Origin of the sequence: Streptomyces sp. NPDC058279 (assembly GCF_042881255.1) — a bacterium.
Lineage (GTDB): Bacteria > Actinomycetota > Actinomycetes > Streptomycetales > Streptomycetaceae > Streptomyces.
On the sequence record NZ_JBHVYA010000004.1, the window covers coordinates 259,142 to 275,552 of the forward strand.

16 protein-coding genes are annotated in these 16,411 nt (G+C 69.8%); 9 read left to right on the forward strand and 7 right to left on the reverse strand.

The features are described 5' to 3' along the window. The first annotated feature begins 176 nt into the window (after positions 1-176). The 9 genes from rpmH to ACFVXJ_RS10995 all read left to right on the forward strand — a co-directional run bounded on the left by rpmH (position 177) and on the right by ACFVXJ_RS10995 (position 6,653). On the forward strand, positions 177-314 hold the full coding sequence (gene rpmH, locus ACFVXJ_RS10955; RefSeq protein ID WP_007265229.1) for a 50S ribosomal protein L34: 138 nt from the start codon (positions 177-179) through the stop codon (positions 312-314). 20 nt (positions 315-334) lie between these two features. After that, positions 335-709 (forward strand): ribonuclease P protein component, encoded by a 375-nt coding sequence (rnpA, locus tag ACFVXJ_RS10960; protein WP_389661416.1) that lies wholly within the window; start codon positions 335-337, stop codon positions 707-709. Further along, on the forward strand, positions 706-987 hold the full coding sequence (yidD, locus tag ACFVXJ_RS10965) for a membrane protein insertion efficiency factor YidD (protein ID WP_389661417.1): 282 nt from the start codon (positions 706-708) through the stop codon (positions 985-987). Before rnpA ends, yidD begins: the two co-directional genes overlap by 4 nt. A 3-nt stretch (positions 988-990) precedes the next feature. Continuing rightward, the gene (gene yidC, locus ACFVXJ_RS10970) at positions 991-2,097 is read left to right on the forward strand and encodes a membrane protein insertase YidC (protein WP_389661418.1); all 1,107 of its coding nucleotides are present in this window, start codon (positions 991-993) and stop codon (positions 2,095-2,097) included. A gap of 44 nt (positions 2,098-2,141) precedes the next feature. Beyond that, entirely contained in the window at positions 2,142-2,654 is a 513-nt protein-coding gene (locus ACFVXJ_RS10975) for a R3H domain-containing nucleic acid-binding protein (protein WP_136210325.1), read from the forward strand. Between the two features lie 108 nt (positions 2,655-2,762). Next, positions 2,763-3,479, forward strand: coding sequence for a 16S rRNA (guanine(527)-N(7))-methyltransferase RsmG (gene rsmG / locus ACFVXJ_RS10980; protein WP_136210327.1), 717 nt, complete (start codon positions 2,763-2,765; stop codon positions 3,477-3,479). Between the two features lie 265 nt (positions 3,480-3,744). Beyond that, positions 3,745-4,854, forward strand: coding sequence for a ParA family protein (locus tag ACFVXJ_RS10985; RefSeq protein WP_389661419.1), 1,110 nt, complete (start codon positions 3,745-3,747; stop codon positions 4,852-4,854). Then, positions 4,851-5,939: a ParB/RepB/Spo0J family partition protein gene (locus tag ACFVXJ_RS10990; RefSeq protein WP_389661420.1), complete on the forward strand. Its 1,089-nt coding sequence runs from the start codon at positions 4,851-4,853 to the stop codon at positions 5,937-5,939. The genes ACFVXJ_RS10985 and ACFVXJ_RS10990 overlap by 4 nt, the downstream gene beginning before the upstream one ends. Positions 5,940-6,029: 90 nt before the next feature. After that, the gene (locus ACFVXJ_RS10995; protein ID WP_389661421.1) at positions 6,030-6,653 is read left to right on the forward strand and encodes a GNAT family N-acetyltransferase; all 624 of its coding nucleotides are present in this window, start codon (positions 6,030-6,032) and stop codon (positions 6,651-6,653) included. A gap of 66 nt (positions 6,654-6,719) precedes the next feature. Here the strand turns inward: ACFVXJ_RS10995 and trxA are convergent, their stop codons facing one another. From trxA to ACFVXJ_RS11030, 7 genes are all read right to left on the reverse strand, one after another. Beyond that, entirely contained in the window at positions 6,720-7,061 is a 342-nt protein-coding gene (gene trxA / locus ACFVXJ_RS11000; RefSeq protein ID WP_389661422.1) for a thioredoxin, read from the reverse strand. A 55-nt stretch (positions 7,062-7,116) separates the two neighbouring features. After that, positions 7,117-8,076 carry a thioredoxin-disulfide reductase gene (gene trxB, locus ACFVXJ_RS11005; protein WP_361312853.1) on the reverse strand — a complete coding sequence of 320 codons (960 nt, stop codon included), beginning with the start codon at positions 8,074-8,076 and terminating at the stop codon, positions 7,117-7,119. 125 nt (positions 8,077-8,201) lie between these two features. After that, on the reverse strand, positions 8,202-9,113 hold the full coding sequence (locus tag ACFVXJ_RS11010; protein ID WP_389661423.1) for a hypothetical protein: 912 nt from the start codon (positions 9,111-9,113) through the stop codon (positions 8,202-8,204). Then, positions 9,110-9,811, reverse strand: a complete 702-nt coding sequence (sigM, locus tag ACFVXJ_RS11015) for an RNA polymerase sigma factor SigM (protein WP_389661424.1) — start codon at positions 9,809-9,811, stop codon at positions 9,110-9,112. Before sigM ends, ACFVXJ_RS11010 begins: the two co-directional genes overlap by 4 nt. Before the next feature lie 128 nt (positions 9,812-9,939). Further along, positions 9,940-11,682: a protein kinase family protein gene (locus tag ACFVXJ_RS11020; protein WP_389661425.1), complete on the reverse strand. Its 1,743-nt coding sequence runs from the start codon at positions 11,680-11,682 to the stop codon at positions 9,940-9,942. Positions 11,683-11,808: 126 nt separating this feature from the next. Then, entirely contained in the window at positions 11,809-13,989 is a 2,181-nt protein-coding gene (gene murJ / locus ACFVXJ_RS11025; RefSeq protein WP_389661426.1) for a murein biosynthesis integral membrane protein MurJ, read from the reverse strand. A gap of 47 nt (positions 13,990-14,036) precedes the next feature. Beyond that, on the reverse strand, positions 14,037-16,301 hold the full coding sequence (locus ACFVXJ_RS11030; RefSeq protein ID WP_389661427.1) for a DUF6049 family protein: 2,265 nt from the start codon (positions 16,299-16,301) through the stop codon (positions 14,037-14,039). Between the last annotated feature and the right edge of the window lie 110 nt (positions 16,302-16,411).

Sequence of the window (16,411 nt, forward strand, 5' to 3'; positions counted from 1 at the left end):
ACCGTAACGAGGTCGAGTTGTCGATGGCTGCTGCCGCCTGCCTACCGATGGGCGAAGATCACTGGTTGTGATCATGTAGCGGTGCCACTCGGGCGAACACGCGAGTTTCCTTCGTGGGCGCACGGTGACAGCCAGGCGATGTCCCGCCACAACGATTCATTCTCTGGAGCCCCCGAGTGAGCAAGCGCACCTTCCAGCCGAACAACCGCCGTCGTGCCAAGACCCACGGCTTCCGCCTGCGGATGCGTACCCGCGCCGGTCGCGCCATCCTGGCGAACCGCCGCAGCAAGGGCCGCAGCGCCCTGTCCGCGTAACACGCGCGGGTCGTGACGTCGTGCTGTCTCCCGAAAATCGGCTGAGGCGGCGCGAGGACTTCGCGAGCGCGGTACGACGAGGGCGCCGGGCCGGTCGCCCGCTCCTCGTCGTCCACCTACGTACAAGCGGTGCAACGGACCCGCACGAGCCGGGGGAGATCGATCCCTCGACGCGTGCGGGTTTCGTCGTCAGCAAGGCTGTCGGCAACGCCGTCGTACGGAACCGGGTCAAGCGCCGTCTGCGCCATCTCGTCCGGGAGCGGCTGTCCCGCCTGCCCGCCGGTAGCCTGGTGGTGGTGCGGGCTTTGCCCGGTGCGGGTGACGCCGGCCTCGACGAGCTGGCCCGTGACCTGGACGTCGCTCTGGAGCGGCTCCTGGGAGGCGCGGCTCGATGAAGTACCCGCTGCTCGCTTTGATCAAGCTGTACCAGTGGACGATCAGTCCGCTGCTCGGACCGGTGTGCCGGTACTACCCGTCGTGCTCGCACTACGGGTACACGGCCATCGACCGGCATGGTGCGGTGAAGGGGACGGTTCTTACCGCTTGGCGGATCCTGCGGTGCAATCCGTGGACCCCGGGCGGTGTGGATCATGTCCCACCCCGGAAACGCCCGCGTTGGCACGAGCAGCTGCGCAGTGCGTTGCGTAGATCTCGCAATGCTCAAGGAGCCTGATTAGTGGACACGATTGCCAGTCTGTTCAGTTTCATCACCACACCCGTCTCGTGGGTCATCGTCCAGTTCCACTCGCTGTACGGCGCGATCTTCGGCCCGAACAGCGGATGGGCCTGGGGCCTGTCCATCGTGTCCCTGGTGGTCTTGATCCGCATCTGCTTGATCCCGCTCTTCGTGAAGCAGATCAAGGCGACGCGTGGCATGCAGGCGCTCCAGCCGAAGATGAAGGCGATCCAGGAGCGCTACAAGAACGACAAGCAGCGCCAGTCCGAAGAGATGATGAAGCTGTACAAGGAGACGGGTACCAACCCGCTCTCCTCGTGCCTGCCCATCCTGGCGCAGTCCCCGTTCTTCTTCGCGCTGTACCACGTGCTCTCGGCCATCGCCAACGGCAAGACGATCGGCGTCATCAACCAGTCGCTGCTGGAGAGCGCGCGGCAGGCGCACATCTTCGGTGCCCCGCTGGCCGCGAAGTTCACGGACAGCTCGGAAAAGGTCGCCGCGCTCGGCGCCTCCCTGACCGACGTCCGCGTCGTGACCGCGGTCATGATCGTCATGATGTCGCTGTCGCAGTTCTACACGCAGCGCCAGCTGATGCAGAAGAACGTCGACCTCTCGGTCAAGACGCCGTTCATGCAGCAGCAGAAGATGCTGATGTACATCTTCCCGCTGATCTTCGCCTTCATGGGCATCAACTTCCCCGTCGGCGTCCTCGTCTACTGGCTGACCACCAACGTGTGGACCATGGGCCAGCAGATGTACGTGATCAACCAGAACCCGACGCCGGGCAGCAAGGCCCAGGACCAGTACCTGACCCGTTTGCTCAAGCACGTCAGCACGCACGGTGAGCTCAAGGGCCGGGGCAAGAAGAAGATCGTCGCGGCGATCGTCGCCAAGGGCCCGGACCGCAACGACAACGAGCGGAAGTTCATCACCGCGCTGACGAAGCAGGGCATGGCCGCGCAGCCGGACGGCTCCGTGATCAGCAGTGTCGAGGCGACGGCCGACGCGGACGCGGCGAGCGGCGGTGTCGCCACCAAGCGGCAGCAGCCGAAGCGGCAGACGAAGGCGAAGCGTCAGACGCCTCCCAGCAAGCCCACCAAGAAGTAGCCCTCTCTCCAAGACCCTCCAAGAAGCAAGAAGGAGCCCCTCCCGTGACGGAAGGCACCACCACCGCCGCCGCTGAGGGCGGCGACACCTTGACCCGCCTCGAGCAGGAGGGCGAGATCGCGGCCGACTACCTTGAGGGCCTGCTGGACATCGCCGACCTGGATGGCGACATCGACATGGACGTCGAGGCCGACCGGGCCGCGGTGTCGATCGTCAGTGACTCCGCCGGTCGTGACCTGCAGAAGCTCGTGGGTCGCGACGGTGAGGTCCTGGAGGCTCTGCAGGAGCTGACGCGCCTCGCCGTGCACCGCGAGACCGGGGACCGCAGCCGGCTGATGCTGGACATCGCCGGATTCCGCGCCAAAAAGCGTGAGGAACTGGCGGCACTGGGCGCCCAGGCGGCGGCCGATGTGAAGGCCTCGGGCGAGCCGCTGAAGCTCGCGCCGATGACGCCCTTCGAGCGGAAGGTCGTCCACGACGCCGTGGCGGCCGCCGGTCTCAAGAGCGAGTCGGAGGGCGAGGAGCCGCAGCGCTTCGTCGTTGTGCTCCCCGCCTGACCGGAAGAGCGTGTGGTCGGCCCCGTCTGTCTCGCAGGCGGGGCCGATGTTTGTAAGCCTGGCAGTGCCCGTTGTATGAAAAGTGTTCTGTACGGAAGGACGGTCCCCGTGACGGAGGCAGCAGAGCTTCCCCCGGCGCCTGAAGAGGCGCGCGCGGTATTCGGCGAATTTTTCCCGGAAGCCGTGCGGTACGCGGAGCTGCTGGCGGACGCGGGGGTCAAGCGCGGTCTGATCGGCCCGCGCGAGGTGCCGCGGCTCTGGGAGAGGCACCTGCTGAATTGCGCGGTGCTGTCCGAGGCGGTGCCGGAAGGCGTCTCGGTGTGCGATGTGGGCTCGGGTGCCGGGCTGCCGGGCATTCCGCTGGCCCTGGTGCGCAGGGATCTCAAGATCACCTTGCTGGAGCCCCTGCTTCGGCGCACCAATTTCCTCCAGGAGGCCGTGGAGCTGCTGGGCCTGGACCATGTGACGGTGGTGCGCGGTCGGGCCGAAGAGGTGCTCGGCAAGCTCCAGCCCGTCCATGTGGTGACGGCGCGCGCGGTGGCTCCGTTGGACCGGCTGGCCGGCTGGGGCGTGCCGCTCCTGCGTCCCTACGGTGAGATGCTCGCGCTCAAGGGCGACACCGCCGATGAGGAGCTGGTGGCGGCCAAGGCCGCGCTGACGAAGCTCGGTGTGGTGAAGACCTCGGTGCTCCATGTCGGAGAGGGTGTGGTGGACCCGCTGACCACGGTGGTGCGCGTGGAGGTGGGCGAGAGCCCCGGCGGGGTGCGGTTCGCGGCCAAGCGGGCGAAGGCGGCCCGAGTGGGGCGGACCCGGCGCCGCCGCTGATGATCGTCCTTTTGGGTCCGGACCCGGCTGTTTCAGGCGTGTTCGGCCCTATAGGTATGGATTTCGGAGTGTCGTAGCGGGCGGAAGTCTGTGTCCGGGCATCGTGTTTCACGTGAAACGTCGCTCCCTGCTGCACGGAATCATCAGCCGCGGTCGTGCGGCCGCGTCCCCCCGCCCGCGTGACGGCGTGGGGGTGACGGAGTTGTCCACATCGGTGGATTCATCCACAGGAGTTCGGGCCCCGCTGGTTCGTGACCCCGGTGACATGGCAGGCTCTGTTCATCGCGAGCCTGATGTCGAGGAGAGTGACACCGTGCGGTCCGACGCCAACCTCGCGGGGCCGATGGCCGACCCGGTCCCCGGTCCCCGCTCTGAATCGCCGGGCGAGGATGTCTCTCCCCCAGCCACCGCTGGGGGAGAAGCAGCACCTCCGCCCCTGGTGGACAACGACGACACCCCCATCGGCCGAGCCACCCGGCCGGCGGTCGACGCCCTGGGACACGCCGGTGGACCGCTGCCGCGGCCGGCGCAGACCCGGGTGATGGTGGTGGCCAACCAGAAGGGCGGCGTCGGGAAGACCACGACGACCGTGAACCTGGCGGCGTCACTGGCCCTGCACGGGGCCAAGGTCCTGGTGATCGACCTCGATCCGCAGGGCAACGCCTCCACGGCACTCGGCATCGACCACCACGCGGACGTGCCCTCCATCTACGACGTGCTCGTGGACAGTCGACCGCTGCTGGAGGTCGTCCAGCCGGTGGTGGACGTGGAGGGGCTCTTCTGCGCCCCGGCCACGATCGACCTGGCGGGCGCGGAGATCGAGCTGGTCTCGCTCGTGGCCCGGGAGAGCCGGCTCCAGCGGGCGATCCAGGCCTACGAGCAGCCGCTCGACTACATCCTGATCGACTGCCCGCCGTCGCTGGGGCTGCTCACGGTGAACGCTCTGGTGGCGGGCGCGGAGGTGCTGATCCCGATCCAGTGCGAGTATTACGCGCTGGAGGGGCTGGGTCAGCTGCTGCGCAACGTCGATCTGGTGCGGGCCCATCTGAACCAGTCGCTGCATGTGTCCACGATCCTGCTGACGATGTACGACGGCAGGACCCGATTGGCCTCGCAGGTGGCGGAAGAGGTTCGCACGCACTTCGGCAAGGAAGTGCTGCGGACTAGCATTCCGCGCTCGGTGCGCATCTCGGAGGCGCCCAGCTACGGGCAGACGGTGCTCACCTATGACCCGGGTTCCAGCGGCTCCCTCTCCTACCTGGAAGCCGCGCGGGAGATCGCGCTGCGGGGGGCCGGAATCCATTACGACGGCCGGCACGCCCATCTGGGCGCCGGCATGAACAGCACGCAGAGTATGGCGGAGGGGATCCAGTGAGTGAGCGACGTAGGGGTCTGGGGCGGGGGCTCGGCGCGCTGATTCCCGCCGCTCCCCAGGAGAAGACGCCCGCGGTGAGTGCCGGGTCGACGTCACCGTCGGCGGTGCCGGTGCTGACGGCGGAGCGCGGTATCGCCGCGGCGAAGCTGGCGGCGCTGGCGCAGGCGGACGGCTCGCTCGAGGCGCCCCAGGCGGTCGCCCCGGTGGGCGTGCCGGAACCGGTGGCGCCGGCGGCCGAAGGGGTGGCAGGGGCGACGTTCGCCGAGCTCCCCATGGACGCGATCACGCCGAACCCGCGGCAGCCCCGTGAGGTGTTCGACGAGGACGCGCTGGCGGAGCTGGTGACCTCCATCAAGGAGGTGGGTCTGCTCCAGCCGGTCGTGGTGCGCCAGTCCGGGCCGGGACGCTATGAGCTGATCATGGGTGAGCGCCGCTGGCGGGCGTGCCGTGAGGCCGGGCTGGACCGGATTCCGGCAATCATCCGGGCGACGGACGACGAGAAGCTGCTGCTGGACGCCCTCTTGGAGAACCTGCACCGGGCACAGCTCAACCCGCTGGAGGAGGCAGCCGCCTACGACCAGCTGTTGCAGGACTTCAACTGCACGCACGATCAGCTGGCGGACCGGATCGGGCGGTCGCGTCCGCAGGTGTCGAACACCCTGCGGCTGCTGAGGCTGTCCGCGCCGGTGCAGCGCCGGGTGGCCGCGGGCGTGCTCTCGGCGGGTCACGCCCGTGCCCTGCTGTCGGTGGAGGATTCCGAGGCGCAGGATCGGCTGGCGCACCGGATCGTGGCCGAGGGGTTGTCGGTGCGCGCGGTCGAGGAGATCGTGTCGCTGATGGGTTCGGAGCCGGAGAGCCCGGTGAAGCCGAAGGGTCCTCGGGCGGGTGCTCGGGTGGCTCCGGCGCTCAGTGAGCTGGCGACGCGGCTTTCGGACCGGTTCGAGACCCGCGTGAAGGTGGATCTCGGTCAGAAGAAGGGCAAGATCACCGTCGAGTTCGCCTCGATGGAGGATCTGGAACGGATCCTCGGGACGCTGGCGCCGGGCGAGGGTCGGGTGCTGGAACAGGGTCTGTCCGGGGAGTGACCCGGGAGTCCGACCGGAAAGCCGGGAGGCGGGTCGTACGGCGTGAGCCGGTACGGCTCGCCTCTTTGTCGTAGCGGATACGATGCGTGTATGGGTCGTCGGTTGGTACCGCTCACGCTGGACAACCTCCAGGACCTGCCCCGGCGTTGCCGGACCTGTGTGTTCTGGGAGCTGGATCCGGTCAGTGGTGAGGCCGCCGTGCAGGCGGGAAACGCTGAGCTGGAGAAAGAGGCGTGGATCTCCGCCGTCCTGTTGGAGTGGGGATCGTGCGGCCGGATCGTCTATGTCGACGACGTTCCCGTGGGTTTCGTGCTGTACGCGCCGCCTGCCTACGTGCCGCGTGCGACGGCGTTCCCGACCAGCCCGGTCTCTCCTGACGCGGTCCAGCTCATCACGGCGTGGATCATGCCGGGCTATCAGGGGCAGGGCCTGGGACGCGTGATGGTCCAGACGGTGGCGAAGGACCTGTTGCGGCGGGGGTTCCGGGCGATCGAGGCGTTCGGCGACGCGCGATGGGAGCGACCGGCCTGTCTGCTTCCGGCGGACCATCTACTGTCGGTGGGCTTCAAGACGGTCCGGCCGCATCCGGTGCACCCCCGGCTCCGGTTGGAACTGCGCTCGACGCTGTCCTGGAAGGAAGATGTGGAACTCGCCTTGGACCGCCTGCTGGGCGGGGCACGGGCGCGCAAGGAGCCGGCGCTGCGTCCGCTGTGAGGCAGGGCCGTCGGATATGCGAACGGGGCCGCTCCCGGTGGGAGCGGCCCCGTTTCACGTGAAACGTCAGACGGTCTTGGCTACGACGAAGCCGTCCAGGTCACGCAGGATGGCGGCCTTCGGCTTGGCACCGACGATGGTCTTGACGACCTCGCCGCCCTGGTAGACGTTCAGCGTCGGGATGGACATGACGCCGTACTTGGCGGCCGTGTCCGGGTTCTCGTCGATGTTGAGCTTGACGATCTCGATCTGGTCGCCGTACTCGGCCGCGATGGCTTCCAGGGACGGGGCGATCTGGCGGCACGGGCCGCACCAAGCCGCCCAGAAGTCAACCAGGACCGGCTTGTCGGCGGCGAGGACGTCGGCGTCGAAGCTGGCGTCGGTTACGTTCTTGAGGGTGCCGGCCACAGCGGCCTCCTTTTTCCTGCGGGGTGTGGGTGAAGGGGTGGGGGTGGTGCGAGGGTCAGACGGTCGCGTGCGCCTGCTCGGCGTCCGCGAGGGCGGCGAGATAGCGCTCCGCGTCGAGGGCGGCGGAGCAGCCCGTGCCGGCGGCGGTGATCGCCTGACGGTAGGTGTGGTCCACGACGTCGCCCGCACCGAAGACGCCGGTGAGGTTGGTACGCGTGGAGGGGGCGTCGACCTTGAGGTAGCCCTCGTCGTCCAGGTCCAGCTGGCCGGTGAACAGCTCGGTGCGCGGGTCGTGTCCGACGGCGATGAAGAGGCCGGTCACGGGCAGCTCGGAGGTCTCGCCGGTCTTGGTGTTGCGCAGGGTGAGACCGGAGAGCTTCTGCTCGCCGTGGATCTCGGCGACCTCACTGTCCCAGGCGATCGAGATCTTCGGGTCGGCGAAGGCGCGGTCCTGCATGGCCTTCGAGGCGCGCAGGCTGTCACGGCGGTGGACGATGGTGACCGACTTGGCGAACCGGGAGAGGAAGGTCGCTTCCTCCATCGCGGTGTCGCCGCCGCCGACGACGGCGATGTCCTGGTCCTTGAAGAAGAACCCGTCGCAGGTGGCGCACCAGGAGACGCCGCGTCCGGAGAGGGCGTCCTCGTTGGGCAGGCCGAGCTTGCGGTGCTGGGAACCGGTGGTCACGATCACGGCCTTGGCGCGGTGCACGGTGCCGGCGGTGTCGGTGACGGTCTTGATCTCACCGGTGAGGTCCACGGCCACGACATCGTCGGGGACGAGCTCCGCGCCGAAGCGCTCGGCCTGACCCCGCATGTTGTCCATGAGGTCGGGGCCCATGATGCCGTCCTGGAACCCGGGGAAGTTCTCGACCTCGGTGGTGTTCATCAGCGCACCACCGGCGGTGACGGCACCCTCGAAGACGAGGGGGTTGAGCGAAGCGCGTGCGGTGTACAGGGCGGCCGTGTAACCGGCCGGCCCGGAGCCGATGATGATCACGTTTCGGACGTCGCTCACGGGTTCGTTCCTCGTCTCTGCGGACTGCGTGCTGCTTACCGGGGGGCCGGTGTGGACTCTCACCCCACCCAACGGATCCTACGGCGCGCGCATTCCCGGCCGGGTGCGGCTCGGACCTGAACGAGTCAAGGACGGGCGTACGTACCGCTGAGCAGTGGTGTGCCCGGGGCCGTCGAAGGGGTGTCGGCGCAGCCGCTCGGAACGACGAGGGCGTCCACTCGGGCGGGGTCCCCGGCGTGTGGGAAGACGACGAGATAGACGTCGGTGCCCTGGTAGGTGCTGTGTTCGGCGGCGAGCGGGGCGTCGGCGCGGCCGGTGGCCCGCTGGACGCAGGGCGGAACGGGAGGGGCCCGCCGGTCGTCGGGGGCGATGTTGGGGGAGACGTTCTGTGTCCCCTCCGTGTTGTTCCTCTCTTCCGGCTTGCTCTGCGGCTTCGCGCCGGACGCGAGGAGGCGCTGGACGCTGTCCTGGAGCCCTTGGGCGGAGAGAGCGTCGTCGGAGGGGCGGGGGCCGGTGGTGGCCGAGGTGCCGGTGCGGGCGGCGGTGTCGTGGTGCGAGCTGCCGTCCAGGGCGCCGGACAGGAAGAGTCCCACGGCGCAGGCGGCGGCTCCGACGAGACCGCCGAGCACCGCGATCCGTCGCCGGGCCCGGCGACGGCCCGGCCCGGTGGGGCCGGTCGGGTGACCCACGGGTCGGACGGGGGCCGACGGCGATGTTTCACGTGAAACATCGCGCTGCGGGGGCGCGGGCGCCGGCGCGGTACGTCGGGAGGTGGAGTCCAAGAGGGCCTCGGCGGCGAGAGCGGCGTCGATACGGCCCGCGATGTCGGAGGGCATCCGGCTCGGCCCGGGCAGGGTGCCGAGCAGGGCGCGGATCTCCTGGAGGGAGGTGAGGACGTCGGCGCACAGGGGACAGCCGTCGACGTGGCCGCGTACGGCGGCGGTGCGGGCCGGGGAGAGCAGCCCCTCGGTCAGGTCGGAGATCTCCGCGACGTCCGGGTGCCGGGTCGTGCCAGTCGTGCCGGTTGTGGGGCTCACGGTCGTCCACCTCCGCCCTTCAATGCGTCTGGGTCTGACTGCCTGGCTGCTGCCGCTGGTGGGACGGATGGCCCCGGCGTCCGGTTCCTTCCCCGCTCGGCGGCGGTGTTATCCACGGCATTCGAGCGCAGATGAGTGAGCAGCGGGAGCAGTTTCGCCCGGCCGCGCGCACAGCGGCTCTTGACCGTCCCCACGGCGACGTCGAGGACGCGCGCGGCTTCGGCGACGGGATATCCCTGCATGTCGACCAGGACGAGCGCGGCCCGCTGCTCGGTCGGGAGGGTGGCGAGGGCGGCCAGTAGCTGGCGGTGGAGGTCTTGGCGTTCGGCGGGAGCCTCGGCGGACTCGTGGGGCTCCAGGAGCCGCTCCAGCCGGTCTGTGTCATCGAGGGGCGCCGTCCGGCGGGAGGCCGCTTTACGGGCCCGGTCGAGGCAGGCGTTGACGGTGATCCGGTGCAGCCAGGTGGTGACGGCGGAGTCGCCGCGGAACGTGTGCGCGGCCCGGTAGGCGGAGACGAGCGCGTCCTGTACGGCATCGGCGGCCTCCTCCCGGTCCCCGAGCGTGCGCAGCGCCACGGCCCACAACCGATCGCGGTGCCGGCGCACGAGTTCGCCGAAGGCATCGGGGTCCCCCGCGACGTGTGCTGCCAACAGCTCTCGGTCCTCGGCCCGCTCGGGGTCGTCAGCCGCAGGCTTCATGTTCCCCTCCTGGTGGGAGCCGTGCCCAGAGTGAAGCGTGTGGAGCAGGCGTTGCGGTACGGCACGCTAGCGGACAGGACCGCGAGGGGGGTCGCCCTCACGGTCCTGTCCGCGCACCCGGGTCCGGGTCAGGAGCTTTTGGGCCCGGAAAGGACGACGTTGGTGATGGCCTGCTTGTAGCCGGCGCCACTGTATTCGTACGCCCCCGACTTCGGCATGGCGGTGATCCACAGGAGCACGTAACGCGTCTTGACCGGGGCCTCGGCGTTGAGGGTGAGCTGGGTGCCGGACGTCGTACCGCCGGCGATCTTGTGCATGGACTTGAGCGGAGTCGACGAGGACATGTTCGGTGCCGCGTAGATCGCGGCAGTGGTGTGGTCGCCACCGAACTTGAACGCTATCGAGGCGACGCTGACCTGCTGCTCGGACCCGAGGTCGTAGACGAGGCCGACGCCCGCCTTGTACGACCCCAGATCGGGGCCGTCGTTGAACGCCTTGGTGCGCCAGTACGAGGAAGGGTCGCCGTCGTAACTGTTCCCGGCGCCGTCCGTGTTCTGGGGGAAGCCGTCCGGGTAGTACTCCTCGGCGGTCTTGATCTGCAGCGGGACGGGGTCGGGGTTCTTCTTGGTGTCGCCCGTCCCGGACGACTGCGAATTGCCGGTGCTGCCGCCGTTGCCGCCCTGGTTGCCGCGGTGGTCCAGGAGGGTGTCGGCGAGCTGCCAGCTGCCGAGGCCGAGGGCGGCGATGAGCAGCGCCGCGACACCCCACTTGAGGGCGCGGCCCGTACGGCTCTGCAACGGTGGCGGGGGCGTGACGGGGAGGCTCTGCACGGTCGGCAGGCCGGTCGCCGGGTGCCGGCCGTAGCTGCCCTGCTGATAGGTGGTGTGCTGGTACTCGGGCGGGGCCGTGAAGGCGGGCTCCGGCGGCCGGATGCGGGGCATCGCGGCGACGGCCTTGGCCAGCTCCTCCGGGGTGGTGCAGGCGGGTTCCTGGCGCGAGGCGGTGGCCCCGTCATTGGCCAGGGCGCGCATGGCCAGTTCCCCCAGACCCCGGTGCACTCCGGCGCGCACCTGGTCGGGGGCGATCAGGCCGACGCCCTTGGGCAGGCCGGTGAGACCGTAGGCGTCCGTCTCGTACGGCCAGCGCTGGGTGAGGGACGCGTACAGCAGTGCGCCGATCGCCTCCGTGTCCGCCTGTTGCGGGGTGTCGCTGGTGATGCCCCGCAAGGCGGCGTTCACGGCGAGGCCGCGGATGCGGTACTGGCCGGTGGAGGTGCGCAGTATCGCGCTGGGGGTCAGGCGCAGGTGCGCCAACCCTTCGCGGTGGGCCGCCGCCATGGCCTGCGACACCTGGCTGACGAGTTGGTACGCCTCGTGGGGCTCCAGGGGCCCCACGGCGAGGATGGCGGTGAGTTCGGTGGCATCGGGCAGCCACTCGTGCACGACGTAGACGAGGTCGTTCTCCTCCACGGCGTCGAGGACCTGGACGAACCGGGGGTCGCCGAGCAGTGCCGAGGAGCGGGCCGCGGCCAGGACGGCCCGGGCGCGGGGGTGGTCGGCGGGCAGCAGATGGACTCCGACGGCACGACGCAGCTTCTCGTCCATCGCACGCCAGCTGCTGAATCCGTCCAGACGGGTGACGCACTCCTCGAGGCGGTAGCGCCGGGCGAGCTTGTGGCCGCTGTGCAGTTCGGGCGCTGCCACGGGAGCGGCTGTTCTGCGTTCGCCGTCCGTTTCGCGCATGGATCCGTCCGCGGCTCGGTCGTTCTGGGTGTCCACCCCGTCGGCCGTGGCCTTGCCCGCTTCCGCGGTCAGCGGCTCATCGCCGCTGTTGTCGGCCACGTCGACGGCAGCTGTGCTACGTTCCGCCACCGTCGTCCCTGCCTCCCCATCCGTTGCGCGCTGTCGGCCAGTCTGCGAAGCCATGCCAATTGTGCCCACAGTCCGGCGCTCCGCACGACACGCGAAGGAGGGTCGGACCGCCGGCGGCTCTGCGCATCAGCGCCCCAGACGTCCCCGGACCATACCGACCATCGCGTTGAGTTCCTCCACGCGCATGCGCTTGGCGGCGGCGAGGAAAACGGCCGCCAAGGCGATGAAGCCGGCCACGAGGGCGGCGAGCGACCCGATGGCGCCGCTGCCCAGCCACTGGGTGACCCCGTACGCGGCCGCGCCCGCCACGACCGCGGCCGGGACACAAGCGCCGATCAGACGGGTGTAGGTGCGCATCACGTGCGCCCCGTCCAGGTCACCGCCGAGGCGGGCGCGCAGCCGCCGCCAGGCGACGCCGACACCGACGGTGTATCCGAGACCGTAGGCGGCGCCCATGCCGACGACGGCCCAACGCTCGGGGAGGACGAAGAAGGCCAGGGCCGAGACGCCCGCGTTGACGGCGGCGACGATCACGGTGTTGTAGAAGGGCGTCCGGGTGTCCTCGTAGGCGTAGAAGCCGCGCAGGACGACGTACTGCACGGAGTACGGGATCAACCCGAGGCCGAAGGCCATCAGGATGTAGCCGATGTTCTGGGCCGTCGCCGCGCCGGACCCGGCGTAGAGCAGGGTGGACATCGGGACGCCCAGCGCCAGGAACGCGAAGGCGCAGGGCACGATCGCGACGGCAGAGGTGCGCAGGCCGTAGGAGATGTCGTCGCGGACGGCGGCGACGTCGCCGTCGTGGGCCGAGCGGGAGATACGGGGCAGGACCGCCGTCATGACCGAGACGGTGATGATGGCCTGGGGCATCTGCCACAGCAGCAGCGCGTAGTTGTAGGCGGCGATGCCGGTGCCGTCATGGCCCTGGGAGTGGGCGACGTCGCCCGCCCAGGTCGCGAGCTGGGTGACCACGATGAGGCCCAGCTGGTTGGCCAGGACGAAGAAGAACGTCCACTTGGCAAGACCGGCGGCCTTGCCGAGTCCGTGCCCCTTCCAGTCGAAGCGCAGGCGCGGCTTGAATCCGGCGTCACGCAGGTAGGGGATCATCGCCAGGGACTGGACGGTGAGGCCGAGCAGGGTGCCCAGGCCGAGCAGCCGGACGCCCTCGGGGGTGATGCTCGCCTCGTCGATGCCGGTGCTGGTGAAGCCGCCGAACGCCCAGATGAACGCTCCGAACGTGGCGATGACGACGATGTTGTTGAGGACGGGGGTCCACATCATCGCGCCGAAACGGCCGCGAGCGTTGAGGATCTGACCGAGCACCACGTGCACGCCCATGAAGAACATGGTGGGCAGGCAGTAATGGGCGAAGGCGACCGCCACCTCCATCCGGTGCGGGTCGTCGGCGATCTTCTGCGACATCATGCCGATGAACAGCGGGGCGGCGAGCACACAGACCGTGGTGACCGCGCCGAGCAACACCACGACCAGCGTCAGGAGCCGGTTGGCGTACGCCTCGCCGCCGTCGTCGTCGTTCTTCATCGCCCGGACCAGCTGCGGGATGAAGACGGCGTTCAGCGCGCCGCCGCCGACCAGCACGTAGATCATCGTCGGCAGCGTGTTGGCGACCTGGTAGCTGTCGTTGAGGGTGGTGACACCGATCGCGGTGCCGATCACGAGCGTGCGCAGGAAGCCGGTGATGCGGGACACGATCGTGCCGGCGGCCATCAGGGCGCTGGACTTCAGCAGGCCGGAAGCCTTCCCGGCCGGCTTGGCGGGCGCCGGGACGGCGACGGGGGGCTCCTCCGCGGGGATCTGCGGGGCCGCCTCCTGGTCCCGGTAGAGGTGTGCGAAGGCATCCGGTGCCGGCTGCTCGTCGGCGGCCTTGGTCACCAGGGAGTCCACCCCGACGAACTCGGTCGTCGTGGGGCGGTCGCCGTAGGGCAGGTGGCGGGACGGGCCGTCCGGCTCGGGCGGCGGGGTCTGGGCCCAGACGCGCGCGTCCGGACCGCCGTACGAGGGCGGCTGGGGAGCGGCGTAGAGGGGCCCCGGCTCGCGGTAGGTGCCCGGCGGCGGCGGGGGGTGCGCGGCCCGGTCGTACAGGACCTCCGCCACCGGGTCCTGAGCCGACAGGTCCTGCGACCGGTACGGGTCGTAGTCGTAGGCGTCCTGGACATACGGGTCGTGATCCGGCGCGGACGCCGGCGCTGACGCCTGCCCGGGTACCGGGGCGCCCGGCGCGGTGCCCTGGGAGGGCGCCGGCCCACCAGTGCCCTGCGCGCGGTCACCGTCGTACGGCGCGTTCATCGAAACCCCACCTCATCGTCCCCAGGCCGACCGGCCACGGCATCGCTTTAACGGTCCACTGTCTCACCCGTGCCGGACCCGCTTGTGCTTTGCGGTCCGGTGTCCGGGGACTCGTCACTCGGCTGCGTGCTCTCCTCGGTCGCCGCCCGGGCCGCCGCGCGCTTGCGGCTCGCGTACATCTTGATGCCCGCGAGTACGAGGAGGAGAACGCCGCCCGCGATGACGAGCATGACGGTGGGAGTGACCTCGGTGGCCTCCACGGTGAACTTCTGTTCCTTGCCGTAGGGGACGCCGTCCTTCGTGAACAACTGCGCGGTGACCTCGACGGGACCACTCGCGGTGGCGTTCGCGGGGAACTTCAGGGTCTGACTGTGATCCGCCTGGACGGTCACGTCCTGCTCGGACACTCCGCTGTCACCGAACATCAGGCGGGTGGGATTGGCCGACTTCACCCGCAGGACCAGGTTGTGGACGTCCTGCACGAGGCTGTTCTGGACGCTGACCGGGATGATCGCGCTGTGCCCGGACAAGGTGGCGTCGGACTTGGGCACGACCTTGACCTTCTCGGTGAGCCCGATCAGGTAGTCCTGCACCTGGTCGCGATAGCGCTCGGCCTCGTCGGGCCGGCCGCGCCAGGAGGTGGACATCTCCCGGTTCGTGGTGTTGCCGAAGGGGATCTCGACGCGCTCGGGCGCGGCGAGGATCACCTTGAAGCGGTCGAGGGTGTCCTGTGTGGTCCGGATCTTCTCGAACGCCGACACCGGGAGTTCCTGACGGCTCAGGGCCTCCGGGTACTGGCCGGCGCCCGGTACCTGCGTGGCCGCGCCGGGGTCGGGCTTGGCGGAGGCCGCGGCCTCCAGGTCGGCGGGCTGGGTCCAGCGGCCGCCTTGGAGGCCCCGGAGGGCGGCTGCCATGGAGTCGGCCTGGCTGGCGGTCGGCATCCGCTGCGGGGTGACGACGAAGCTGCGCTGCTCGTCACCGCCCTGGAGGTTGAGGGCGAGACTGTGGGCCAGGAACCTCTGCACGGCGAGCGTGGAGTCCCTCGCGTTGAGCATGTCGCCTTCGAAAGCCGTCGACAGTTCGGCGTCGGCGACGATCGCGGTCGCGCCCGCGCCGATGGGACGGGCGGCCGTCGGGGTGTATCCGAGGGCGCCCGTCTCCTGCAGGCTGTCGCTGCGGGTGAGGACGTTGTGGGCGCCGGCAGAGGTGGCGACATTGACGATCGACGGGTCGATCGCACCGTTCACCGGCCAGGAGAAGTCGGTGGACGGGGTGACGTGCAGGACCGTCTCCACGGCCTGCTTCGCCTTGTCGGTGGCGGGTCGAAGCTGGCCGAGGGTGCCCGAGACGTCCTTGCCGTGGTGGGCGAGGGACGCCAGGTCGGGGTCGGCGTAGGGCAGCGCGACGACCTTCTTGCCCTGGACCGCGGTTTCCAGGGCGCTCAGCCACTGCTCGGCCACGGCCCTGCTCCTGCCGGGCAGGGGCTTTCCATCGGGGTCGGGGTTGCGGACCCGGTAGCCCTTGGCCATGGCGTCGACCGTGTAGAGCAGGTCCGGATCGATGACCCAGGTGATCGGCAGGTCCTTGCCGAGGGAGACCATTCGCTCCAGGCGGCCTCCCGGCGCCAGCTCCTTGGCCAGGGAGTCGTCGAGGAAGACGGGCGTCTGCGACTCGTCGGAGCCGGTTTCCGCCGTGACCCTGGTGGTGGAGATCAGGGGCCACACGTAGGTGAGGGAGGAACGCTTCGCGGCGGCCTCGGGCTGCCACGGCAGGAACGTCCGCCGGATACCGAGCACCTGCTCGTACGGTCGGCTGTCGGTCTCACCCGACAGTGAGACGCCCAGCTGGTACACGCCGTCCGTGCCCAGGTCCAGCTTGGCGACCGGGACGCTGATGGTGAACTGCCGGCCGGCCTTCGAGGGCAATGAGTCGATCTTGACCGCGTATGCCGGGTCGATCTCCCCCGGATCCACGCCGGCCCGGAAGCCGGTACGGTCCGCCACCTCGTCGATGGACGCCCGGTCACCCACGACGGGACCGACGCGCAGTCCGACGTGTGCGCCCTTGATCGCCTCGCGGCTGTTGTTGACCACGCTGCCGGAGATGGTGAGGGTGTCGCTCTTCACAGGAGCGTTGGGTGACACCTCGAGCAGTTGGACGTCGACGGGGGAGTCGGCGGCCTGGGCCGGCGGGGCGGGGGCATAGACCAGTGCGGCGAGAACCGGCGTGCCGGCGAGCAGGACGACTGCCCGCCGCAGCCAGCGGCGCCGGGCAGGGGCGGCTGCCCCCTGGATGTCTGCCGCCTCGGCCACGCGTTCGCCCGTCCCTCGAAGTGTCAGTGGTCGTCGGTTGTGCGTCCACGCATGGTAACGAGACGCGCTGTGCGCGAGTGCCGCGCCTTGCTCCACATGATCGGCTCCGG

Coding starts and splice junctions, on each gene's coding strand:
- ACFVXJ_RS10995 (WP_389661421.1), top strand. CDS start 6,030: ATGGGTCGTCGGTTGGTACCGCTCACGCTGGACAACCTCCAGGACCTG.
- sigM (WP_389661424.1), bottom strand. CDS start 9,811: ATGAAGCCTGCGGCTGACGACCCCGAGCGGGCCGAGGACCGAGAGCTG.
- ACFVXJ_RS10985 (WP_389661419.1), top strand. CDS start 3,745: ATGGCAGGCTCTGTTCATCGCGAGCCTGATGTCGAGGAGAGTGACACC.
- yidD (WP_389661417.1), top strand. CDS start 706: ATGAAGTACCCGCTGCTCGCTTTGATCAAGCTGTACCAGTGGACGATC.
- murJ (WP_389661426.1), bottom strand. CDS start 13,989: ATGAACGCGCCGTACGACGGTGACCGCGCGCAGGGCACTGGTGGGCCG.